The organism is Actinomadura keratinilytica, assembly GCF_039539665.1.
Taxonomy (GTDB): Bacteria; Actinomycetota; Actinomycetes; order Streptosporangiales; family Streptosporangiaceae; genus Spirillospora; species Spirillospora keratinilytica.
The window spans coordinates 26805-48129 of record NZ_BAABDO010000013.1; the positions used below are offsets into that span (position 1 = coordinate 26805).

The following is a 21325-nucleotide window of genomic DNA, read 5'->3' on the forward strand; positions in this document are numbered from 1 at the left end:
CTCCCCGGTACACCGGGCACGATAGCTCCTGACATCTCCCGGTTCGCCGGACTTGGCGTCACGAGGGCGGCTCGGCGCCGTCCAGCACCGGGGCGACGGCGCGGACGGTGTCGATCGTGTCGGCCTCGGCGGCGGGCTTGTCGGGGCGGTAGTGCAGGACGCGGGCGAACCGCAGCGCGATGCCGCCAGGGTAGCGGGGGCTGCGCTGCACCCCGTCGAAGGCGATCTCGACCACCAGTTCGGGGCGCACGTGCACCGTCCAGGAGTCCTCGTGCGTGGCCAGGGCCCGCAGCCGCTCGGTCTGCCAGGCCAGCAGCTCGTCGGTCAGGCCCTTGAAGGTCTTGCCGAGCATCACGAACCCGCCGGTGGCCGGGTCGCGGGCGCCCAGGTGCAGGTTGGACAGGAACCCGCGGCGGCGGCCGTGCCCCCACTCCGCCGCCAGCACCACCAGGTCGAGGGTGCGGCGCGGCTTGACCTTGATCCACCCGGCGCCGCGGCGGCCCGTGGTATAGGGGGAGGCGAGCGACTTGACCACCACGCCCTCGTGGCCGTGCGCCACCGCCTCGTCGAACATCCGCTCGGCCTCGCCCGGGTCGCGGGTGACCAGCCGCGGCATGCGCAGCCCGCCGGGCACCACCCGGGCCAGCGCCGCCCCGCGCTCGGCGCCGGACGCATCCAGCAGGTCGGCGCCGTCCAGGTGCAGCACGTCGAACAGGAACACCGACAGCGGCACCGGCTCGGCGGGCTTGCGGGTGCGGGTGGCGGTGCGCGCCGCGGTCACCTGGAACGGGTGCGGCCGCCCGTCCGGCCGCAGCGCGATCAGCTCACCGTCGAAGACGGCGTCGCGCACCGGCAGGCCGCGCATCACCTCCAGGACCTCCGGAAGCCGCTCGGTGATCTCGTCCAGCGTCCGCGTGAAGATGCGCACCTCGGCCCGGCCGGGCTCGCCCTCAAACCCTTCTCCGGGGGCGCGGCGGATGTGGATCTGGGCGCGGATGCCGTCGAGCTTCCACTCGACGGCAGCGACGGCGCCCTGGCCGGGCCCTTCCGCGGGCAGCTTGGCGAAGGCCTCGTCCAGCGTGGGCGCGGAGGCGGCCAGCATGGGGCGGACCGGACGGCCGACCTCCAGGCCGAAGGCGCGCAAGCCCGGCACGCCCTCGGCGAGGGCGGCGGTGGCGACCGGGCCGAGCGCGCCGCGCAGCATCGCCGCCCGCCGCACCTCGGCGGCGGGCACCCCGGCGGCCGCGGCGATCGCCTCGGCCATCACCCCGTCCAGCGCGCCCTGGCGCAGCTCACCGGCCAGCAGGCGGACGAGGAAGTCCTGCTCGGCGGGGGTGGCGCGGGCCATCAGCGCGCCCACCAGCGCGCGCCGCCGGGCCACCGAGCCCTTGCCGGACACCGCGCCGATCTCGGTGAACGCCGCGTCCACCTGCGGGACCGTCAGGGTCGCCGCGGCGGCGGGAGGCGGGAGGCCGCGCAGCGCGGCGTACCCCACCCCGATCTGGCGCTGCGGAAGCTCACCGGACAGGTAGGCCACCACGATGGGCGCCTCGCCGGGCGCCGCGGCCCGCAGGCACTCGGCCAGCGCCCCGACCTTGGCCTTGCGCGCCGACGCCGCGGCCACCGCCGCCGAGGTGCGGGCGATCCGCTCCAGCAGCACACGACCCATTGTGTCTTCGGGGTCTGACAACTGGCGCCTTCGGGGGCCCTGGTCAGCACCTCGCCCGGCTGACTACCTTGCCTGGGGTAACGGGAGGAGCGATGCCCGGGCCGCGCGGACGCCCACGCGTGCCGCGGACGGCCGGGAGTGAGGAGCGGGAGAGTGGGCCTTCCGCGTCCGTCGGAGTTCCAGCGCGTCTACTCGACGCCCGAGCCGCCGTCGGGGCGGCGGCCGCGCCTTTTGGCCGTGGTGGTCGCGCTGGCGGCGTTCGCGCTGGCCGCCGGGGCGGTGTTCGTCCTGTCGGGCGGGGACGAGGGCGAGCGGGCCGCGTCGGCGTCGTCGCCGGACGCCGACCGGGGGCCCGCGACCGATCCGGCCGCCGCGTCCACGCCGCCGTCCGAGGCCCCGTCCGCGTCCCCCTCCTCCCCGGCGCCGTCGCGGGCGTCCGCATCGCCCTCGCAGGACACGGCGCGCCCGATCACCTCGCTGCCGTCGGCGTGCGATACCGTGCCCCGGGCGACGGTCGCGCGGCTGGTGCCGAACGCCCAGCGGCGCGAGAGCTCCAACAGCACGCTGACCACCTGCACGTACTCGTCCACGGGAAAGGACTTCCGCTGGCTGCGCGTCGAGGCCCACCTGTACGCGCCGACCGACACGCCCACGCCGGTGGAGGACGCCCGCGGCTACTTCGGCGCGCAGTGGACGCAGGCTCACGAGGCCACGCTCGAGCGCACCGTCCGCCTGGAGCGCCAGACCGGGCTCGGTGACGAGGCGTTCCGCTGGTTCAAGGTCGACAAGGGGCAGCCGACGGTGGTGGGGCAGGTCACGATGCGCATCCGCAATGTGGTCGTCACGGTCGCCTACAGCGAGCAGGCACGCGACGCGGCGGCCGCACGGGATCGAGAAAACGCTTGCCTGAGCAATGCCGGCGCGGTGGCGCGAGAAGTACGCGGCCGCTTCGGCTAACTTGGTTTCTGACCTCAATCGGCCGATCATGGCATATTCGCTGTCAATGGAAACTAAGGTGTTTTGGTAAAGGGGAGGAAAGACACCGGTCGGGGCCCGTGACCATGGGCGGGCCCACCGGCGCCGAGCGCCTGGGGAGGAGGAGATCGGCGACGTGACCGCATATCGGACAGGCGTGTCCTGGGTGTGAGGTAGCCGCTGTGAGCGGATCGACCACAAGGCCGCGGAATGGGGCATCCGTTCCGCGGCCTTTGCCGGTCCCGGTGCGGTCCGCGGTCCGGCGCCCGGACCGGCGCCGTGCGAACCCGTGCAGAAATACGGCCGTCGTCCTCTTTGCGGCGGCTTTCCTCAATCGTCATTGTGACGAATGTCGACGGCGCGTGAGAATGGAGTGAAAGTGGAACCGGTTACCGTGTGGTGGGGCGAGCCCGGCTGGGCTGGCGCCGAGCACGTGGCGTTGCTCGACCCGGTGGAGCGGGGCCGGCGCGACCGCTTTCTGCGGGACGCGGACCGGAACCGGTTCACGCTCGGCGCGGCGGTGACCCGGCTGGCCGTGGGCGCGCTGCGCGGACTGCCGCCGGAGCGGGTGCCGATCTCGCGGGCCTGCGCGGACTGCGGCAAACCGCACGGGCGCCCGGTCATCGAGGGCGGGCCGCACGTGTCGGTGTCGCACTCCGGCGACCGGGTGGCGGTGGCGCTGTCGCCGCACGGGCCGATCGGCGTGGACGTGGAGGCCGCCGACCGCAGGCTCGGCGCCGACATCGTCCCGCACTTTCTGAACGCGGCCGAGATCGAGGCGTCCGCCGGCGGGGAGGACATGGGCCGCGACGAGATGCTGACGTACTGGACGCGCAAGGAGGCCGTGGTCAAGGCCACCGGGGACGGGCTGCGCGTGTCGCTGAAAGACGTCACCGTGTCGCCCGCCGCCGAGGCGCCCCGCCTGCTGGCGTGGGGCCGCCGCCCCGACATGCCGGAGCGGATCGCCATGCGCTCCCTCGACCTGGGCGAGGGCTACGCGGCGGCCATCGCCCTGCTCGACCACCCGCCGGGTGTGCCGGTCGTCGAACGCTCGGCGGCCGAGCTGCTCAAGCCCGCCCCGCGCCTGTGAACGCCCCGCGGCCGCGAGCGCCCGGCGCCCCCGAGCGGCCCGGAGCGGTCAGCGCAGCGGGCTCGGGACGCGGGCCAGCAGGCGCATGGCGCCGGGCGACACGCGCGACAGCACGCGCGCGATGTGGCTCTCGGCCGAGACCGGCACCAGCGGCTTGTTCTTCACGATCGCGGTGACGATCTGCTCGGCGACCTTCTCCGGCGGGCGGCCGCGCACCCGCAGCACCTTCTCCGCGCGCTCGCGCGCCCGGCGCCGCCCGGCCTCGTCCCGCCCCGTGAACGTCGCGGCCCGGACGATGCCGGTGGCGGTGAAGCCGGGGCACACGGCGGTGACCCCGATGCGCAGGCCCGCCAGCTCGGCGCGCAGCGACTCGCTCAGCATCACCACCGCGGCCTTGGTGGTGTTGTAGGCGGCCCCCTCGCGCCAGGGCGCGAACGCGGCGGCCGAGGCGATGTTGACGATGTGCCCGCCGAAGTTGGGCGGCTCGGGACGGACCGGCAGCGCCCGCACCCGCTCGGCCATCTGGCGGCCGAACAGGCGGCAGCCGTGGATCACCCCCCACAGGTCGACCCCGACGATCCGCTCCCAGTCCGCCAGCCCCGTCTCCAGGAACGGGCCGGTGACCAGGATGCCCGCGTTGTTGACCACGATGTCGGGCACCCGGTGCTCGGTGCGCACCCAGTCGGCGAACCGCTCCATCGCCGCCGCGTCCGCCACGTCCACCTCGTAGGCGGCGGCGGCCGGGCCGACCTCGGCGGCCAGCGCGGCGGTGCGCTCGGCGGCGGGCCGGTCGAGGTCGGCGGCGACGACCGCCGCGCCGCGTTCGGCCAGGGCGAGCGCGGTGGCCCGGCCGAGGCCGCGGCCGGCGCCGGTGACGACGGCCAGCGCTCCGTCGAACTGCGCGATGGGCATGGGCACCTCCGGGAGGCAAGGGGTACCCCCACCGTACTCAGCGGGCGCCCGGCGGCGCGATCACTTCAGGTACGGCGCGAGCCCGTGGCGGCAGAAATCGGTCATGTGGCGGGCCGCGTCCTCCACGGTCAGCTCCGGGTGCCCGGCGCGCCACAGCGCCAGCCGCTCGCACGCGCCCACGATGATCTGGGTGTAGGCGGCGACGGCGGTGGCGGGGGCGTCCGGGGCGAACGTGCGCAGCACCCCGGCGATCAGCTCGCTCTGCTGGCGGCGGGTCTCCTCGATCGCCTCGGCGGTCCGCGGCGGGGCCGACAGCGGCTCCTGCACCAGCATCGCGAAGGGGCGGCAGTGGGAGTCGATGTAGGAGAAGTAGGCCACCATGCCGCGCCACAGGACCTCGTCGGGGGTGCTCGCCCCGGCCATGGCCTTCTGGGTCGCCTCGTACAGCTCGGCCTTGGCCCGGCCGACGCAGGCCAGCAGCAGCCCGTCCTTGGAGCCGAAGTACTCGTAGAGCATCGGCTTGGACACCCCGCAGCGCTCGGCGATCTCGTCCATGGACGTGCCGCGGTAGCCGCGCTCGACGAACACCTGCTCGGCGACGTCCATCATCTGCCGCTCCCGCTCGGCGCGCGACATGCGGCGGCGCCGCGGCGGCTCCGGGGCGGCGCCCGGTGTGGCGGCCTTCACAGCCGAAACCCCCTCATTGGACCTACCGTCAGTAACCTACCGCGAGTAACTTACTCATAGTAGATCACGCGGAGGGGACGAGTATGGACGAACGGCACCCCGCGATCGTCATCATCGGCTCCGGCTTCGCCGGGCTCGGCATGGCGGTCCAGTTGAAACGGCACGGCTTCCACGACTTCGTGGTGCTGGAGAAGAGCCAGGCCCTGGGCGGGACCTGGCACGACAACACCTATCCCGGCTGCGCCTGCGACGTGCCGTCGCACATGTACTCGTTCTCCTTCGAACTCAACCCCGGCTGGTCGCGCATGTTCGCGCCGCAGCCGGAGATCCGCGCATACCTGGAGCGCACTGCCGACAAGTACGGCGTCCGGCGGCACATCCGCTTCGGCGTCGCGGTCGAAGGGATGGAGTACGACGAGACGGCGCGGCGCTGGATCGTCACCACCGCCGACGGCGCCGTGCTGCGCCCGCGGGCGGTCGTGTCCGGCATCGGCGCCCTGCACATCCCCAAGTACCCGGACCTGCCGGGCATCGAGAACTTCCGGGGCACCGCGTTCCACTCCGCCGAGTGGGACCACTCCTACGACCTGACCGGCAAGCGCGTGGCGGTCATCGGGACCGGCGCGTCGGCCATCCAGTTCGTCCCGAAGGTCGCCGAGAAGGCCGCCGAGCTGGTGGTGTTCCAGCGCACCGCGCCCTGGATCCAGCCCAAGCCCGACTTCGCCATCCCCGCCCCGGCGCGCGGCCTGTTCAAGGCGGTGCCCGGCGCCGCCCGCGCGTTCCGGTACGCCATCTACTGGGCGCTGGAGGCGCGCGCCGTCGGCTTCACCATCGACCCGCGGTTGTCCGGCCCGCAGGAGCGGCTGGCGCTGCGGCACATCCGGCGGCAGATCCCCGACCCGGAGCTGCGCGCCAAGGTGACCCCCGACTACACCATCGGCTGCAAGCGCATCCTGCTGTCCAACGACTACTACCCCGCGCTCATGCGGCCCAACGTGGAGCTGGAGACCGCCGGCATCACCGAGGTGCGCGAGCACTCGATCGTCACCGCGGACGGCCGCGAGTACCAGGTCGACGCCATCATCTACGGCACCGGCTTCAAGGTGACCGAGGCGCTGGCCGAGCTGCGCGTCGTCGGCCGCGGCGGCCGGAAGATCCAGGAGGCGTGGGCCAACGGCATCGAGGCCTACCGGGGCACCACCGTCCCCGGCTTCCCGAACCTGTTCTTCCTGCTGGGCCCCAACACCGGCCTCGGCCACAACTCGGTCGTCTTCATGATCGAGGTGCAGATCCAGCACGTGCTGAGCTGCCTGCGGCTGCTGGCCGAGCACGGCGCCGACGCGATCGAGCCGCGCCCGGCGGCGCTGCGCCGCTTCAACGACCGCATGCACCGCCGCCTGCGCCGCGCGGTGTGGAGCGAGGGCGGCTGCCAGAGCTGGTACCTGGACGCCGACGGCGTCAACCGCACCCTGTGGCCCGGCCACACCTTCGAGTTCTGGGCGACCACCCGCAAGGCCAGGCCGGAGGACTACATCCTCACCCGCTGAACGCGCGCCTGCGGACCCTTCCGGACAGCTGCGGGGGCAGGGTGCGCAGGCGCGCCGCGGTCAGGCGCTTGCCGGCGTACAGGTGGCGGGCGCGGCGCACGTCGCGGCGGCGCCGCGCCACGCGCACCCGGACGAACACGATGGCGCCCGTCGAGGTGAGCGCGGCCAGCCAGCCCGCCTGGAGCGCGGCCAGGTCGCCGGTGTCCCAGCCGTCGTCCGGCACGGCCCGCAGCCCCGCCACGGGGGTGACCGGCTCCGGGCTCGGCGCCGTCTGCGGCGCGGACACCGGCGGCAGCGCCACCTGCGGCGCGCGGATCGCCGGCACCGACTGGAACGAGGAGTTGGTCAGCGGCGCCACCTGCGGCACCGCGGCGGTCGGCAGGGACGTCCCGGAGCCGGCGCCCGAGCCGGAGCCGCCGCCGCTCGACGGCGCCTCGACCACCGTGAACGTGAACGTCCGCGACACCGGCTTCGCCTTGGCCGCGGTGACCTTCGCGGTGAGCTTCACCGTGCCGGGCCCCGCGTCGGCCGGCACCCGCACCGTCACCCGCGCGGTGCGCCCGGCGGCGCCGACCTCGCCCAGCGCCACGCTGCCCGGTTTCACCGTCACGTCGGCGGCGTTGACGCTGAGCAGCGTCTCCCGCGCCGTCGCCGCGGCCGCCTTCACCCTGGCGGTGGCGGTCACCGACTCGCCGGGCCGCACCGACTTCTTCGACACCGACACGCGAACCGACAGCACCGGCGTCTTCGGGTTCTCACTCGGCGGTTCGCTGGACGGCGGATCGCTGGGGGACGGGTCGCCGCTCGGCGGGTCGCCGGGCGACGGCTCGCTCGTGGGCGGGGTGCTGGTGGGCGGATCGCTGGGCGGCGGCTCGCTTGCGGGCGGGTCGCTCGGCGCGGGCTCCGGTGACGTGGGCTCTGCGGACGGCTCGCTGGACGACGAGCCGCTCGGCGACGGGGTGGGATCGGCCAGCACGGGCGGAGCCAGCACCCCCAGAACAGCCGCCGCTCCGAGCCCGGCCAGGACCGCTCCGCTCCCCGTTCGCGACAGCACCCGTCCGCCTCCCCGGTCCGTCGTTGCGCATCCGTGACTAGTGATCAGATCAGAAGCGCACGGCCCGGTTCAACCCCCGTCAGACGAGCACTTCGGGCGCGCCGGGCGGGCGCGCCCCGGCGGTCGGCGGTGGGCGACCCTCTCACGTGCGGTTTCGCGCGCCGTACAGGGTGCGCAGCAGGCCGACCTCGGCGACGTTCTTGGTCAGCTCGACGGTCACCCAGCCCGCCACGTCCGCCAGCGTCATCTCCACGCCCCACGGCAGCCCGGCCGTGCGCTCGGCGGAGTCCAGGTCGGCGTCGGCGAGCCGGGTCAGCTCCGCGGCCCAGGCGTCCTTCAGCCCGCCCAGCCACGCGGCCGCCGCCGCGGCGGACCCGGGCCAGGCGATCTCCTCGCGCGCGGGCGCCCCGCCGCGGAAGCAGTGCCCGAGGACGGTCGTCCACCAGTAGCCGATGTGCCAGGTCACCCAGCCGATCGCGACGGCGGGCAGCGGGTCGGGCTCGGGCACCTGCCAGTCGGCGACCCAGCGTCCCCGCTCGTCCGGCCGGACGGTCCAGCAGTGCGGCGCCGGCTCCCACAGGCACGCCGCGTCGTCGAGCTCCTTCAGGTGCAGGTCGAACAGCGCCCAGGCGATGTCCGGCTGGCGCAGCAGCAGTTCGGTCCGAGGAACGGTCACCGGCGGAGTGCCCCACCGCGCCGACGGGCCGGCAGAGGATTCACCGGCCTACTTGAGCGGCGCGAAGAGGGGGCGCAGGCCGGTGATGAGGCGGCGGATGACAGCGCGCTGCTCGGCCGCGGTGCGGCCGCGCAGGCCGAGGACGGGGTCGAGACCGTCGTAGTAGGGGGCCAGCGCCAGATGCGGCAGCATCATCAGCATGACCGTCGCCAGCACGTCCAGGTCGGCGTCCTCGCGGATGTCGCCGCGCTCGCGCCACAGCTCCAGCGCCGGGTGGATGACCTGCAGGTAGTGCTGGTTGGCGGTGTCGCGCACCACCTCGCGCACCGTGTTGTCGAGCTCGAAGTTGGTGGCCGCCGTGACCGCGCGCTCCAGCGGGTGGTCGGCCATGTACTCGGTCCACTCGCACATGACGTCGAACAGCCAGTCGTCGAAGGGCTGGTCGAAGTCCAGGCGGGAGATGCGGCGCTCCATCTCCTCGCGGATGCGCCGGGACGTCTCGTCGCACACGAACGCGAAGAACTCGAGCTTGTCGGAGAAGTACTGGAACAACGAGCCCTTGGCGATGCCGGCCTCGCGGGCGATGGTGTTCAGGCTGCCGGTCGAGTACCCGTGCTCGCCGAACTCGCGCATCGCCACTTCGAGGACCCGCTCGCGCTTGGCGACGTTGAGCCGGAACCACGTGGAGGTGGGCATGTGGCGTCGTCTCCTGTCAGCGTGCGCGTGGCCGACAGTCAGGGTACCGGTACGCAGCGGGGTCGGGCAGGAGAACGGCGGCCGGCGGCGCGGCCGCAGCGCCGGTCAGCCCGCCAGGCGGATCAGGATGCGGCAGACCTCCTCGATGATCTCGTTGGCGTCCGCCTCGTCGTCGGCGAGCGCGATCTCCCGGCCCGCCTCGCCGATCACGGTGGTCAGCACCAGGCTGAGCACCTGCTCGGGCCGTCCGGTGCCGGCGACCCCGCGCAGCAGCTTGGTGTTCTGCCCGACCCACTGGCGGGCGCGGGTGCGGCGCATCAGCGAGAAGCCGGACGGGCCCTCCCCGCCGTGGAACAGCCGGGCGGCCTCCCGCCGCTCCCAGCAGACCCGCAGGTAGGCGCGGGCGCCGGCGATGAACAGGGCGATCGGGGCGCGCTCGCCGGCCTGGCGGGCGGCGGCCACCGCCTCGGCGGCGCTGCGCTCCTGCTCGGCGCTGAGCTCCTCCCACAGCGCCAGGTACAGGCCGGCCTTGCCGCCGTAGTGGTGGTAGAGGCTGCCCACGCTGATGCCGGACCGTTCGACGATCTCGGCGATGCCGGCGTCGGCGTAGCCCCGGTCGGCGAAGACCTCCAGGGCGGCCGTCAGCAGCGCCTGGCGGGTGGCGTCCGCCCGCGCCCACTGCCGTCCCGTGCCCTCGCCCGTGCCGTTGGCCCCGGTGCGGGCCCTGCTCGTCCGCATGCACACATGGTGCCTCACCCGGCCGCCGCGAACCGGCCTGTTCGGGATCGGCGGTTCGGCACCGGCCGTCAGTACCAGTGGTTGCGCTGCCAGAAGGCCCACGCCCGGCAGGGGTCCTTGTAGCGGGCCTTGATGTAGCCGAGGCCCCAGGCGATCTGGGTGGGGGAGCTGGTGCGCCAGTCCGCGCCCGCGCTGGCCAGCTTGGAGGCGGGCAGCGCCTGGGGGATGCCGTACGCGCCGCTGGACGGGTTCACGGCGCGTTCGTTCCAGCTGCTCTCGCGCGTCCAGAGGATCTCCAGGGACGGCCAGCAGCGGCTCCACCCCTTGAGGGCGTTCATCTTCTTGCCGTACGCCTTGTTCTGCGCGGCGGTGGGGTTGGACCGGGCCAGCCGTTCGCGCTCCTTCTCCGCCGCGAGCTTGGCGCGGGCGGCGGCGTCCCGCTCGGCCTTCTCGCGCAGCGCCTTCAGCTCGCGCTGGTGCCGCTCGTAGGCCCGCTTCTTGGCCTGCGCGATGGCGTCGGCGGCGACGGGGTCCATGTCGGAGGCGGTCATCAGCGCCAGCATGTCGTTGGTCGACAGGTCCCCGGCGCCCGGCGGCGGCTCGGGGTCGCCGGCGAACCGGTGCCAGTCGACCGCCACGACGGCCGCCATGACCGCCGCGATGGCCACGACGGTGATGGTGACGTTGCTGGTCAGCACCCTCAGGAGCCGGCGCCGCTTGCGCCGCCGCGGGGCCGGGGGCTCGGCGTCGGCCTCGTGGGGCGGGGGATCGTCGTAGGGGCCGTACCCGGCCGTCCCGTACGGGCCGGTCTCGTATCCGCCCGTCTCGTACGAGGGTTCGTACGGGGGCCCGGGCTCGTGGGGCGCGCCTCCCGCGCGGCCTGCCGCCCGCCCCGCGCGTCCGTGCCGGGAGCGTTCCGCGGGACGTGGCGCGGGGGTACGTCTGCGCGTGCCGTGACTTCGAGGCATGGGAGTACTTTGCCTTATCGCCTGTCGGGTTCGGCCTTCGCTGCGCCTGTACGCACCCGGTGCACCGTCCGGTTCAGGCCATGACGGCGGGCGGGGCGGGGTCACAGGTCGGCGTCGCCGGCCGCCAGACGGGCCGGCTGCAGGGCGTCGAAGATCTCGCGGTGCCGTCCGGCGAACGCGCCGAGGGCGCCGTCGGGCGACTCCAGCGCCTCGTTGGCCGCGGCGGCGCGCCGCCGTCCCTCCTCGGTGATGGACACCAGGGTGGCGCGCCGGTCGGTGGGGTGCGGGCGGCGCGTGACCAGGCCCGCCTCCTCCAGCTGGTCGACGGTCAGCTTCACCGTCGTCGGGTGCAGCAGCATCAGCCTGCTGAGGGTGCCGAGCCGGGCGTGGCCCTCGCGGGTCAGCGCCAGCATGGTCAGCAGGAAGTAGCCGGTGCGGCCGAGATCCAGCCGTTTCAGCTCCGCCTCCAGGGCCTTGGTGAGGAGATGGTGGAGCCGGGCCACCGAGCACATCGCCATGAACGGCCAGGGCGCGCCGGGCAGTCCGCGTTCGCTCCAGCGCTCCTGCACCCCGCTGACCAGGGGATCGTCTACGCACCTCGGCGTGGGTGTTCGCACCGGACGATCGTAGCCGCCCTGTATATCAGAAGTAAGTACTCGCTTCTTAGAGCTTTCTGGCCTAGAGTGCTCTAGATCACACCTGTGCTCCCGGGGCTGCGTGCGGCGGGAGGGAACGGGGTGAGGTATCGGACCGGCGTCCGAGCACGAAGGAGGGCTGGCATGTTCCTTCCCCCCGCCCCCGCAGGGGAGGGATCCGGCTGATGGCCCCCTCGCTCGTCACGGGCCTAGCGCGGGCACCCGACCTGGCCCGGCGGCGCGTCGAGAGGGCGCTCGACGAGACCGGCCTGCTGTGCGTGACGTTCCTGGAGGGGCTGCGCCGCACCTGGGACCTGCGCCGGTGGTGGGGCGAGTTCATCGAGCAGTGCTGGTTCCTGGCCCGGGTGACCAGCCTGCCGGTCATGCTGATCGCCATCCCGCTGGGCGCCACCATCTCGCTGCAGGTCGGCGACATCGCCCGGCAGCTCGGCGCGCAGTCCGGCACCGGCGCGCTGCTGGTCGCCGCGATGATCCAGCAGGTGGCGCCGCTGGCCGCGGCGCTGCTGGTGTCGGGGGTGGGCGGCTCGGCCATCACCTCCGACATGGGCGCCCGCAACATCCGCGACGAGCTGGCCGCGCTGGAGGTGATGGGCATCAACCCCGTGCACCGGCTGGTCACGCCGCGGCTGTGGGCGGCCAGCACGGTGTCGGCGCTGCTGTGCTCGGTGGTGATCCTGGCCGGGGTGCTCGGCGGCTACTACTTCAACGTCGTCCAGCAGGGGGTCAGCCCCGGCGCGTTCTTCGACGGGGCCACCACGCTGCTGCAGTTCTCCGACCTCGCGGTCACCCTGTTCAAGGCGTGGGTCTTCGGGTTCATCGCCGCGGCGGTGGCCTGCCACATGGGCATGAACTGCGACTACGGGCCGGTCGGCGTGGGCCGCGCGGTCAACAGGGCGGTGGTGGTCACCTCGATCGTGGTGTTCACCGCCAACTACGTGATCACCATGATCTACCAGGTCCTTTTCCCCCCGAGGTTCTGAATGGTCGCGATCTCCCCGGTACGCAGGATCGGCCGCGCGGTGCGCGGGCGCGCCGCCGGCCTGGGCGCCTCGCTGAACCTGCCGGTGTTCCTCGGCCGCGTGCTGTACCACCTGGCGGTGGACATCGTGCTGCGGCGCAAGTACGGCAGGACGCTGGCCCGCCAGGTCAGCGACATCACCGTCGGGGTGGGCGCGCTGGTGATCGGCGGCGGCATGATCTTCGTGATCGCCACCATGTCGCTGGCCACCGGCGCCATGGTCGGCCTGCAGGGCTACCCGGGGCTGGAGCGCATCGGCGCCGAGGCGTTCACCGGCCTGGTGGCCAGCTACTCCAATGTCCGCGAGGTCACCCCGATCATCGCCGGGGTGGCACTGGTGGCGCAGGTGGGCACCGGTTTCACCGCCGAGATCGGGGCGATGCGCATCTCCGAGGAGATCGACGCCCTGGAGGTCATGGGCATCAACTCGCTGGCCTACCTGGTGTGCACCCGGGTCGCCGCCGGGGTGATCGCGCTGGTGCCGCTGTACCTGGTGTCACTGTTCACGGCGTTCGCCGCGACCCGGCTGATCACCATCGAGTACTTCGGGCTCTCGCCCGGCATTTACGACTACTACTTCCACCTCTACCTGCCGCCGATCGACGTGTTCTACAGCGCCGTCAAGGTCGCGGTGTTCGCGTTCATCGTGATGTTCGTGCACTGCTACCGCGGTTACTACGCGGCCGGCGGGCCGGTCGGCGTCGGGGTGGCGGCGGGCCGCGCGATCCGGGAGTCGACGATCCTGATGATCCTGACGAACCTGGTCCTGTCCTACATCTTCTGGGGCCACGGCGGCACCGTGAGGCTGACCGGATGAGCGGCGCCCGGAGCGGCGGCGCCCCGGCCGACGGGAGGCGCCGATGAGCGAAGAGCCCCTGTCGGGCCGGACGCGGCTGATGTTCGGCCTGCTGGGCACCGGCGTGCTCGCCGCCGCCGCGCTGGCGGCGGCCGCCGGGGCCCGGGAGGACACCTCCGGCTCGACGTACTACACCGCCTCGTTCGGCCGCGCCGGGCAGGGCCTGGACCCCGGCCGGTCGGACGTGAAGATCCGCGGCATCACCGTCGGCACCGTCGACCGGGTGACCCTGGAGCGCGACGGCCGGGTGACGGTGCGGCTGCGGCTGGACGAGGGGGTGCGCGTCCCCGCCACCACCAGCGCCCGCATCGAACCGGTGTCGGTGTTCGGACCCAAGGACCTGGCGCTCGACCTCGGCCGCGACGAGGGCAGGGGCCCCTACCTGGCCGACGGCGGACGCATCACCCGCACCGAGGACCCGCGCGAGCTGTCGGAGACCGCCTGGCCCGCCTACCGGCTGACCCGGGCCGTCGACCCCGACGAGGTGACCGCCATCCTGCGCACGTTCGGCGCGGGGCTGTCCGGGGAGGGGCCCGCGCTGCGCCGCGCCATCGACAACGGCGCCAAGGTGATCGACGCCGCGCACGCCAACCGCGCGGTCATCCGGCGGCTGATCGGCGACCTGGACGGCCTGTCCGGCGAGCTCGCCGACAGGGGCGACACCCTCGCCGCCCTGTCCCGCGACTTCAACCGGGTCTCGCCCGCGCTCAGCGGACGCCCCGACAAGGTGGCGCAGCTGCTCGACCAGTCCGCGGAACTGGCCGGCAAGGTCGGCACGTCCCTCGAAGGCCACGGCGCCGACCTCGGCAAGATCGTCGACGGGGCGGGCGACACCGCGTCCGTGCTGGCCTCCGGCCGCCGCAACATGCCGATGATGCTGGACAACCTCAACGGGTTCTTCTCGATGCTGTCGCGGGTCATCCGCGTGCAGGGCCCGGAGGGCACCCTGCTGGGGCAGGTCGTCAACACCCTGCCGCTCGACCTGTGCCAGACGTTCGTCGACCTGTGCCCGACCCGGCCGGCGCGCACGGCGTTCCAGCAGCCGATCACGACGGTGGTGCAGCGGTGAGCGGGCTGGGCGGCATCGTCCTGCGCGGACTGGGCGTCCGGCGCGGCCGGAGCCGCGGCGCCCGCGGCCCGGCGCCCGGCGTCACGCTGAAGTTCGCGGTGTTCGCCGCGCTGACGCTGCTGCTGACGTTCTTCATCGGCCAGCAGGTCCTGGGCACCAGCCTGCGCCCGCGCTACCAGCTCACCGCCGTGTTCGACGACGTCACCGGCCTGCTGGAGGGCGATGTCGTGAAGATCGCCGGTGCCCCGGTGGGCCGCGTCGAGGACATCAGGGTGCGCGACGGCAAGGCCGTGGTGCGCATGGCGATCGACGACGACGTGCGCGTCCCCGCCGACTCCACCGCCGCCATCCGCTGGCGCAACGTCGCCGGGCAGCGCGTGGTGTACCTGGAGCCCGGCACCAGCCCCGCACGGCTGGGCGACGGCGCGCGGGTGCCGCACACCCGCTCGGTCGTCGACCTGGGCGAGATCGTCGACAGCCTGGGCCCGCTCACCCGCAACCTGGACCCCGACCAGCTCAACAAGATCCTGTTCGCGCTGGCGCAGGCGCTGGACGGCAACGCGCACAGCGTCAACCAGATGATCGACAACCTGGACGCGCTGCTCGGCACGTTCGCCGCCCGCCGGCAGACCATCGAGCGGATGATCGACGACTACGAGACCGTCTCCGCCGCCATCGCCACCCGCGACAAGCAGATCGCGGCCGCCGTCGACAACCTCAGGGAGCTCACCCGGGTCTTCGCGGGCAACCACCGGCTGCTGGAGGACGCCGTCGTGCAGATCGCCGGCGTCACCACCGACCTCAACAAGGTGCTCGGCGGCAACGACGCCCAGCTGTCGCGGATCATCCGCAACCTCGGGGTGCTCGCCGACACCTTCCGCCAGAACGTCGACCAGCTGGAGAAGATGGTCCAGCAGCTCCCGCTGACGATGCGGCAGCTGTTCGCCGCCGTCAACGGGGGCCACTTCATGCGCACCAACGCGCTGTGCCTCAACGTCGTCCAGGGGCCGTGCCCGTTCCCCATGGAGCTGCCGGGCTCGCAGAGCGGCGGCGGCGCGTCCGCGACGTCGAACGGGCCCACCAAGGAGGACCTCGAACAGCTCAGGCGCATCCTGCGGGGTGGTCGCTGATGGCACTGAAGTCCCTGCGCGACGTCAACCACCGGATCGTGGCGATCGTGACGCTGTCGGCGCTGACGGCGGGCTGCGTGTTCGCCTTCGCGGTCGGGCAGCTGCACCTGTTCGACCGCGGCTACACCATGAGCGGGGTGTTCACCGACACCGGCGGCCTGAAACCCGGCCAGGACGTGCGGGTCGCCGGGGTCAAGGTCGGGCGCGTCACCTCCGTCGAACCCGACTTCGACAACGGCCACGTCATCATCACCTGGCACGTCGACGCCGGGATCGACCTCGGCCCGCAGACCCACGCCGACGTGCAGACCACCACCCTGCTCGGCGGCCGCTACCTGCGCCTGTCCGGCCCGGTCGGCGAGCCGAAGATGGCCGACCTGCCGCGGTCGCGGCGGCGCATCCCGGTGGAGCGCACCAGCGTGCCGTACACCGTCCCGGACGCCATCGAGGGCGCCCAGAACATCGTCGGCCGGCTCGACCGGCGCAGCGTCGACAAGCTGCTGGACGAGATCAACAAGATCGAGTCGCCGGACGCGCCGAAGCTGCGCCGCATGCTGGTCAACGTGCAGGAGCTGTCGCGCACCCTCAACGACAGCTGGCCCGAGGTGCGCCGGCTCATCGCCGGCAGCCGCGAGGTCACCGGCACGCTGGCCGCCAAGGACGAGCAGCTCCGCGAGATCGTCAGCGCCGGGCAGGTGCTGCTGCGGGCGCTGGCGCGGCGGCGCGACGAGCTGGCCGCCACCATCGGGCAGGGCAGCCGCACCGTGCGCACCCTGTCCGAGGTCATCGAACGCAACCAGCGGGAGATCAACGGCCTGCTGGACGACCTGCACCTGCTCACCACCCGCCTGGCCCCCAACATGGACGCCCTCAACACCGACTTCGCGCTGATCGGCCCGACGCTGCTGCAGGTCGCGGGCGTCAAGGGCAACGGCGACTGGATCGAAGGGGTGCTGATCGGCCTGGGCCCGCTGCAGCCGCCCGGCCCCATCTCCACGCGGCGCCCGTCCACCGGGCGGGAAGGGGGCGACTGATGACACCCGGACCCGCCGCCCTGCGCAGAACGCTCCTGGCGGGGCTGTGCCTGCTGCTGACGGCGTCGCTCGGCGGATGCTCGCTCGTCCCGCGCCCCGCCGCCGGGCAGCGCACGATGACCGTCTACTTCGCCAAGGCCCGCTCCTTCTACCCGGAGTCCAAGGTCAAGATCATGGGCGCGGACGTGGGCCTGGTGGACCGCGTCGAACCCCAGGGCGACCGCGTCAAGGTCACCTTCCACCTGCGCCGCGACATCCGGCTGCCGCGCGGCGTGCGGGCGTCGATCGTCCCGCTGAACCTGGTGGGCGAGCGCAACCTGATCCTGCACCCGGCGTGGAAGCCGGGCATGCCGGTGGAGACGGGCGACGTGATCCCCATCGAGCGCACGCACGTGCCCGTGGAGGTCGACGACGCGCTCACCTCGTTCACCAACCTGGCCACGGCGCTGGACCCCACCAAGACCCGCAGCGCGCTCGACCGCGCCGCCCGCTCCTTCGCCGGCAACGGCCGCGAGTTCAACGCCGCGCTGGAGCAGAGCGCCCGCCTGGTGGAGAACGTCGCCGGGCAGGACAGGGAGCTGATCGAGGTGGCGCGCAACCTCGACCGCCTGGCCGGGGTGGTGCGCGGACGCGAGCAGGTGCTCGGCCAGATGATCAACGACTTCGCCGCGGCCACCCGGGTGCTCAGCGCCGAACGAGGCGAGCTGCAGGACCTGATCCGCGGCATCCTCGCCCTGGCCGACAACGGCGGCAAGCTGCTCGACAAGTACAAGGGGCGGCTGCCGTCCGACCTGGCCGTGCTCACCCGCACCGCGCTGATGCTGCGGGGCAACTCCCGGCAGGTCGCCCAGCTGATCGAGGCCCTGCCCGGTCTCAACGAGGCGGTGATCGGCGGCTACAACCCCGAGAACAAGTCGCTGCAGATCCGCTTCACCACCGACGCGTTCCTGCGCACCTGGCTCAAGGGGCTGCTGGACGACGACGACGTCGCCTGCCCGCTGCCCCCGCCCAACTCCAACTGCCCCTGGCAGAACGGAACGCGGGGAGGCGGCGAATGACCAAGGCGAACGCCGGGGCGGTGGCGGCCGTGTGCGCGCTGGTCGCCGCGCTGCTCGCCGGCTGCTCCATCCGGACCGCCGGCGCGCCCCGGGGCGGGCTGACCCTGACCGCGACGTTCGACGACGTGCAGGGGCTCGTCACCGGGCACAGCGTGCAGATGTCGGACGTCAAGGTCGGCACGGTGACCGGGGTGCGGCTGGACAAGCGCACCTTCACGGCCACGGTCACCATGTCGATCAAGGACGAGTACCGGATCCCGCGCGGCACCCGCGCCGAGATCAAGGTGACCTCGCTGCTCGGCGAGAACTACGTCGACCTGGTGCTGCCGCCCGGCGGCCGCACCGACCGCGGCCCGTTCCTGGCCGACGGCGCCGAGATCGCCGACACCGGCGTGCAGCCGTCGTTCGAGCAGGTGGTGGGGCAGGCCGGGCCGCTGCTGAAGGCGCTGGCCGGCGACGACGTGGCGGCCGTCGTCAACGCCGGGGCCACCGCCCTGGACGGCAACGGCGGGCGGCTGAACACCGCCGTGGCCAAGAGCGGCGACCTGCTGGCGACCTTCGCCCGGCAGCGGGCCGAGCTCGGCCGGTCGGTGGACCGGCTCGCCCGGCTGGGCCGGTCGCTGGCCGCGGGCGGCGACGAGCTGGAACGCACCCCCGCCGAGCTGGCGAAGACGACCCGGCTGCTCAACGACAACAAGGAGGAGATCCTCACGACGGTGCGGCGGCTCACCGACCTGGCGGTCCAGCTCAACGACAAGGTGCTTGAGGGCCGCGTCCGGCGGTTCCGCGAGCTGCTGCGCGACCTGGACCCGGTGCTGGCCTCCCTGGCCGCCAACCGGCGGCGGCTCACCGACCTGGTCGACGGGCTGGTGACGTTCACCCGGAAGCTGCCGCTGGCCACCTACGACGGCCAGCTGCTGATCTATCCGCTGCTGAAGATCGTGTGGCCGGACGGCACCCCGGTCGTCCCCAGCGGGAACACCGGCGGGAGCAAGGCGAACGGGAGCAGCGGCGGCGGGGCGCGGCCGGAGAAGGCGTCCGGGAAGCAGCCCGGCGCGCAGGAGAACGCCCTGCCCGATATCGGCGAGCTGCTGGGAGGACGGCCACGATGACCCGGCGCGTCGCGATCAACCTGCTGGTGTTCGCCGTCCTCGGCGTGGTGATGGTGGTCTGGGCGTTCCGCAACGTCGTCCGCTTCGACTTCATCGACCGGCCCTACCGCATCACCGTGGAGTTCGAGTCGTCGCCGGGCCTGCACCCGGGCTTCGAGGTGGACTACCTCGGCGTGCGCGTCGGCAAGATCGACTCGGTGCGGCTGGCCGGCGACCGGGTGGTGGTGCGGCTCGACATCGAACGCGGCGTGCGGATCCCGCAGGGCGTCACCGCCGCCGCGGCGCGCAAGTCGGCCGTCGGCGAGCCGGTGGTCGAGCTGACGCCCGGCCCGGGGCAGGGCGACGCGCCGCCGCTGCGTCCGGGCGCGGTGATCCCGGTGTCGAAGACCACGGTGCCGCCCAAGTACAGCGACCTGTTCGACTCCGTCCTGGACTCGCTGGAGGCCATCGACCCCGACGACGCCCGCGTCCTCACCCACGAGCTGGCCGAGGGCTGGTCCGGCCGGGACGGCTCGCTGCGGCAGATCATCCGCGGCTCCGACCGGCTCACCGCCGCGTTCGCGGGCAACAGCGAGCTGCTGGACGGCCTCACCCGCGACCTCGGCAAGATCACCGAGGTGCTCAACCGGAACCGCGGCCGGCTCGGCGAGGGCATCGACGACCTGGCCGCGCTGACCGCGGCGCTGCGGCAGGTCCGCGGCGAGCTGACCCGGCTGCGCGACGACGGCCCCGAGCTGCTCGACACCGTCAACGGACTGCTGGACGAGACCACGCCCGACTTCGAGTGCGCCGTCGACACCCTGGCGAACTGGGGCATCCGGCGGCACAACCCCGACCCGCTGGACGACCTGCGCCGGACGCTGGAGATGGCCCCGCAGCTGAACGAGGTGCTGCGCAACGTCGTCGGCCAGGACCGGGGCCTGCCGGTGCTGAACGTGGTCTTCCTGGTGACCCTCAAGGAGCAGGCCGCCCTGGAGTACCGCTACCCGCTGCCGCAGCCGCGCGTGTCGCCGATCCCCGACTGCCCGGACGGCCGGCGGCCCGGCGTGACCGAGCAGAAGCCCTACAAGGCCGAGGACCCGGGGGAGACCATCCCCACGCACGACCCGTCCGTCCAGCAGGCCGATGGCGATCTGCAGGCGCGCAACGCCGCCGGCCGGTCCGCGCAGGACGGGTCCGGGGGGCCGCCCGGGTGGCTGCTGTACCTGCCGCCGCTGCTGGCCGTGCTGGTGCTGATCAGGGTGGCGGCGGGCTCCGTCCCCGTCCTGTCCCGCCTGCGGCGCGGCAGGAGATGACCCCGACCCCGAGGAGCATCCGAAGTGACAGACAGCGAGAACACGGCCGCGGAGCGCCCGGGCGGCAAGGGAGCCGCGTCCGCCGACCGGCCGCGCCGCAGGCGCCGCGTGCGGGTCATCGAGGTGCTCGACGACGAGGACCTCGACGGGATCCTGGACGCCATCGAGGCCGAGGAGGAGCGGGCCGCCGGGCCCGCCCCGAAGCCCGCCGCCGCCAAGGCCCGCCCGGCGGAGGAGACCTCCCCCGCCGAGGCCGAGGAGCCCGACGCGGATGACGAGGAGGAGCGGGCCGCCGAGGACACCGCGACACCCCCCGAGCCGGCGCGCAAGACCGCCGGCGCATCCGCGGAACCGTCCGCCGACCCGCCCGCGGAGGCGCCCGGCGAGAAGGCCGGGCGGCCACCGCACCGGACCTTCCTCGGGTTCACAACCGGGCAGGCCGTGGCCGTGGTGCTGCTGGTCGCCGTGCTGGCGACCGTGGCCCTCTGGCAGTGGCGCAGCGCGTCCGCCCGGTCGTCCGCCGAGGACGAGCGCGACGAGGTCGCCAAGGTCGCCGCCGCCTACGGCGACGCGGCGCTGACCTACAACGCCTCCAACTACCGGCAGAACATGGCGCGGGCGCAGCGGCTGATGGGCGGCGACCTGCTGGAGTACACCAAGAGCACGCTGCTGTCGAACCTGGACGGCCTCTTCAAGAACAGCCCCAAGGGCGAGTTCCGCTCCAAGACCAGCCAGGTGTTCGTGGGCACCGTGGACGAGCGGTTCGCCACCGCCGTCATCTCGGTCGACATCACGGTCAGCAACGCGGGGCAGTCCGCCGAGGAGCCCGCCACGCTGCTCCGCCTGGCGCTGTCCAAGATCGACGGTGAGTGGAAGGTGACCCGGCAGTACGCCTCGGGCGTCAACGACCAGAACCGCGACAGCGGCACCCTCGGCAGCGTGCCGAGCGGCTCCCCGTCCGCGTCGCCCAGCGCGTCCTCCACCGGCAAGGAGGGCGAATCCGGCGCAGACGGCAAGGCCGGTGGCGACGACTGAGCCGGGATTGTGGCAGTGTGCGCCCTGTGCGGAAGTCGTACGGGGCGCAC

Annotated in this window: 21 protein-coding genes; 12 read left to right on the forward strand and 9 right to left on the reverse strand. The window is 73.4% G+C overall.

The window, feature by feature from the left end:
* Nucleotides 1-58: 58 nt before the first annotated feature.
* Nucleotides 59-1660, reverse strand: a complete 1602-nt coding sequence (locus ABD879_RS07025; RefSeq protein WP_345018610.1) for an ATP-dependent DNA ligase — start codon at nt 1658-1660, stop codon at nt 59-61.
* 162 nt (nt 1661-1822) lie between these two features.
* Between ABD879_RS07025 and ABD879_RS07030 the strand changes: the two genes are divergently transcribed.
* Together ABD879_RS07030 and ABD879_RS07035 are read left to right on the forward strand one after the other, a co-directional pair.
* Nucleotides 1823-2626: a hypothetical protein gene (locus ABD879_RS07030; RefSeq protein WP_345018612.1), complete on the forward strand. Its 804-nt coding sequence runs from the start codon at nt 1823-1825 to the stop codon at nt 2624-2626.
* Nucleotides 2627-3023: 397 nt separating this feature from the next.
* Nucleotides 3024-3734 carry a 4'-phosphopantetheinyl transferase family protein gene (locus ABD879_RS07035; RefSeq protein WP_345018614.1) on the forward strand — a complete coding sequence of 237 codons (711 nt, stop codon included), beginning with the start codon at nt 3024-3026 and terminating at the stop codon, nt 3732-3734.
* Nucleotides 3735-3782: 48 nt separating this feature from the next.
* On the opposite strand, the gene ABD879_RS07040 is transcribed toward ABD879_RS07035, so the two are convergent.
* Entirely contained in the window at nt 3783-4646 is an 864-nt protein-coding gene (locus ABD879_RS07040; protein ID WP_345018616.1) for an SDR family NAD(P)-dependent oxidoreductase, read from the reverse strand.
* Between the two features lie 60 nt (nt 4647-4706).
* Complete coding sequence (locus tag ABD879_RS07045; RefSeq protein ID WP_345018618.1) at nt 4707-5333, reverse strand: TetR/AcrR family transcriptional regulator; 627 nt, start codon at nt 5331-5333, stop codon at nt 4707-4709.
* Nucleotides 5334-5416: 83 nt separating this feature from the next.
* Between ABD879_RS07045 and ABD879_RS07050 the strand changes: the two genes are divergently transcribed.
* Nucleotides 5417-6880, forward strand: coding sequence for a flavin-containing monooxygenase (locus ABD879_RS07050; protein ID WP_345018620.1), 1464 nt, complete (start codon nt 5417-5419; stop codon nt 6878-6880).
* Here ABD879_RS07050 and ABD879_RS07055 read toward each other — a convergent pair.
* The 6 genes from ABD879_RS07055 to ABD879_RS07080 all read right to left on the reverse strand — a co-directional run bounded on the left by ABD879_RS07055 (nt 6870) and on the right by ABD879_RS07080 (nt 11629).
* Complete coding sequence (locus ABD879_RS07055; protein WP_345018622.1) at nt 6870-7934, reverse strand: hypothetical protein; 1065 nt, start codon at nt 7932-7934, stop codon at nt 6870-6872. The genes ABD879_RS07050 and ABD879_RS07055 overlap by 11 nt on opposite strands.
* 142 nt (nt 7935-8076) lie before the next feature.
* Nucleotides 8077-8610 carry a DinB family protein gene (locus tag ABD879_RS07060; protein WP_345018624.1) on the reverse strand — a complete coding sequence of 178 codons (534 nt, stop codon included), beginning with the start codon at nt 8608-8610 and terminating at the stop codon, nt 8077-8079.
* Nucleotides 8611-8658: 48 nt separating this feature from the next.
* Nucleotides 8659-9306 (reverse strand): TetR/AcrR family transcriptional regulator, encoded by a 648-nt coding sequence (locus tag ABD879_RS07065; protein ID WP_345018626.1) that lies wholly within the window; start codon nt 9304-9306, stop codon nt 8659-8661.
* A 105-nt stretch (nt 9307-9411) separates the two neighbouring features.
* A complete protein-coding gene (locus tag ABD879_RS07070) occupies nt 9412-10044 on the reverse strand; it encodes a TetR/AcrR family transcriptional regulator (protein ID WP_345018628.1) in 633 nt (210 codons plus the stop codon).
* A 68-nt stretch (nt 10045-10112) separates the two neighbouring features.
* Nucleotides 10113-11012, reverse strand: coding sequence for an aggregation-promoting factor C-terminal-like domain-containing protein (locus tag ABD879_RS07075; protein ID WP_345018630.1), 900 nt, complete (start codon nt 11010-11012; stop codon nt 10113-10115).
* Between the two features lie 101 nt (nt 11013-11113).
* Nucleotides 11114-11629 carry a MarR family winged helix-turn-helix transcriptional regulator gene (locus tag ABD879_RS07080; RefSeq protein WP_345018632.1) on the reverse strand — a complete coding sequence of 172 codons (516 nt, stop codon included), beginning with the start codon at nt 11627-11629 and terminating at the stop codon, nt 11114-11116.
* Nucleotides 11630-11832: 203 nt separating this feature from the next.
* Here ABD879_RS07080 and ABD879_RS07085 point away from each other — a divergent pair, with 203 nt between their 5' ends.
* The 9 genes from ABD879_RS07085 to ABD879_RS07125 are packed head-to-tail and all read left to right on the forward strand — an operon-like array spanning nt 11833 to nt 21275.
* Nucleotides 11833-12648, forward strand: a complete 816-nt coding sequence (locus ABD879_RS07085; protein ID WP_345018634.1) for an MlaE family ABC transporter permease — start codon at nt 11833-11835, stop codon at nt 12646-12648.
* A complete protein-coding gene (locus tag ABD879_RS07090; protein ID WP_345018637.1) occupies nt 12649-13503 on the forward strand; it encodes an MlaE family ABC transporter permease in 855 nt (284 codons plus the stop codon).
* A 43-nt stretch (nt 13504-13546) separates the two neighbouring features.
* Nucleotides 13547-14611, forward strand: coding sequence for an MCE family protein (locus ABD879_RS07095; protein WP_345018639.1), 1065 nt, complete (start codon nt 13547-13549; stop codon nt 14609-14611).
* On the forward strand, nt 14608-15741 hold the full coding sequence (locus ABD879_RS07100; protein ID WP_345018641.1) for an MCE family protein: 1134 nt from the start codon (nt 14608-14610) through the stop codon (nt 15739-15741). The genes ABD879_RS07095 and ABD879_RS07100 overlap by 4 nt, the downstream gene beginning before the upstream one ends.
* The gene (locus ABD879_RS07105) at nt 15741-16775 is read left to right on the forward strand and encodes an MCE family protein (protein WP_345018643.1); all 1035 of its coding nucleotides are present in this window, start codon (nt 15741-15743) and stop codon (nt 16773-16775) included. Before ABD879_RS07100 ends, ABD879_RS07105 begins: the two co-directional genes overlap by 1 nt.
* A complete protein-coding gene (locus tag ABD879_RS07110) occupies nt 16775-17833 on the forward strand; it encodes an MCE family protein (protein WP_345018645.1) in 1059 nt (352 codons plus the stop codon). The genes ABD879_RS07105 and ABD879_RS07110 overlap by 1 nt, the downstream gene beginning before the upstream one ends.
* Entirely contained in the window at nt 17830-18945 is a 1116-nt protein-coding gene (locus ABD879_RS07115; RefSeq protein WP_345018647.1) for an MlaD family protein, read from the forward strand. Before ABD879_RS07110 ends, ABD879_RS07115 begins: the two co-directional genes overlap by 4 nt.
* Entirely contained in the window at nt 18942-20240 is a 1299-nt protein-coding gene (locus ABD879_RS07120; RefSeq protein WP_345018649.1) for an MCE family protein, read from the forward strand. Before ABD879_RS07115 ends, ABD879_RS07120 begins: the two co-directional genes overlap by 4 nt.
* Nucleotides 20241-20264: 24 nt before the next feature.
* On the forward strand, nt 20265-21275 hold the full coding sequence (locus ABD879_RS07125) for a hypothetical protein (protein ID WP_345018651.1): 1011 nt from the start codon (nt 20265-20267) through the stop codon (nt 21273-21275).
* The last annotated feature ends 50 nt before the right edge of the window (nt 21276-21325 follow it).

Bases quoted from the DNA above. Each gene is read 5' to 3' on its own strand.
- ABD879_RS07110 (WP_345018645.1), top strand. From the start codon at position 16,775: ATGACACCCGGACCCGCCGCCCTGCGCAGAACGCTCCTGGCGGGGCTG.
- ABD879_RS07085 (WP_345018634.1), top strand. From the start codon at position 11,833: ATGGCCCCCTCGCTCGTCACGGGCCTAGCGCGGGCACCCGACCTGGCC.
- ABD879_RS07105 (WP_345018643.1), top strand. From the start codon at position 15,741: ATGGCACTGAAGTCCCTGCGCGACGTCAACCACCGGATCGTGGCGATC.
- ABD879_RS07095 (WP_345018639.1), top strand. From the start codon at position 13,547: ATGAGCGAAGAGCCCCTGTCGGGCCGGACGCGGCTGATGTTCGGCCTG.
- ABD879_RS07090 (WP_345018637.1), top strand. From the start codon at position 12,649: ATGGTCGCGATCTCCCCGGTACGCAGGATCGGCCGCGCGGTGCGCGGG.
- ABD879_RS07075 (WP_345018630.1), bottom strand. From the start codon at position 11,012: ATGCCTCGAAGTCACGGCACGCGCAGACGTACCCCCGCGCCACGTCCC.
- ABD879_RS07070 (WP_345018628.1), bottom strand. From the start codon at position 10,044: ATGCGGACGAGCAGGGCCCGCACCGGGGCCAACGGCACGGGCGAGGGC.
- ABD879_RS07065 (WP_345018626.1), bottom strand. From the start codon at position 9,306: ATGCCCACCTCCACGTGGTTCCGGCTCAACGTCGCCAAGCGCGAGCGG.
- ABD879_RS07050 (WP_345018620.1), top strand. From the start codon at position 5,417: ATGGACGAACGGCACCCCGCGATCGTCATCATCGGCTCCGGCTTCGCC.
- ABD879_RS07040 (WP_345018616.1), bottom strand. From the start codon at position 4,646: ATGCCCATCGCGCAGTTCGACGGAGCGCTGGCCGTCGTCACCGGCGCC.
- ABD879_RS07115 (WP_345018647.1), top strand. From the start codon at position 17,830: ATGACCAAGGCGAACGCCGGGGCGGTGGCGGCCGTGTGCGCGCTGGTC.
- ABD879_RS07120 (WP_345018649.1), top strand. From the start codon at position 18,942: ATGACCCGGCGCGTCGCGATCAACCTGCTGGTGTTCGCCGTCCTCGGC.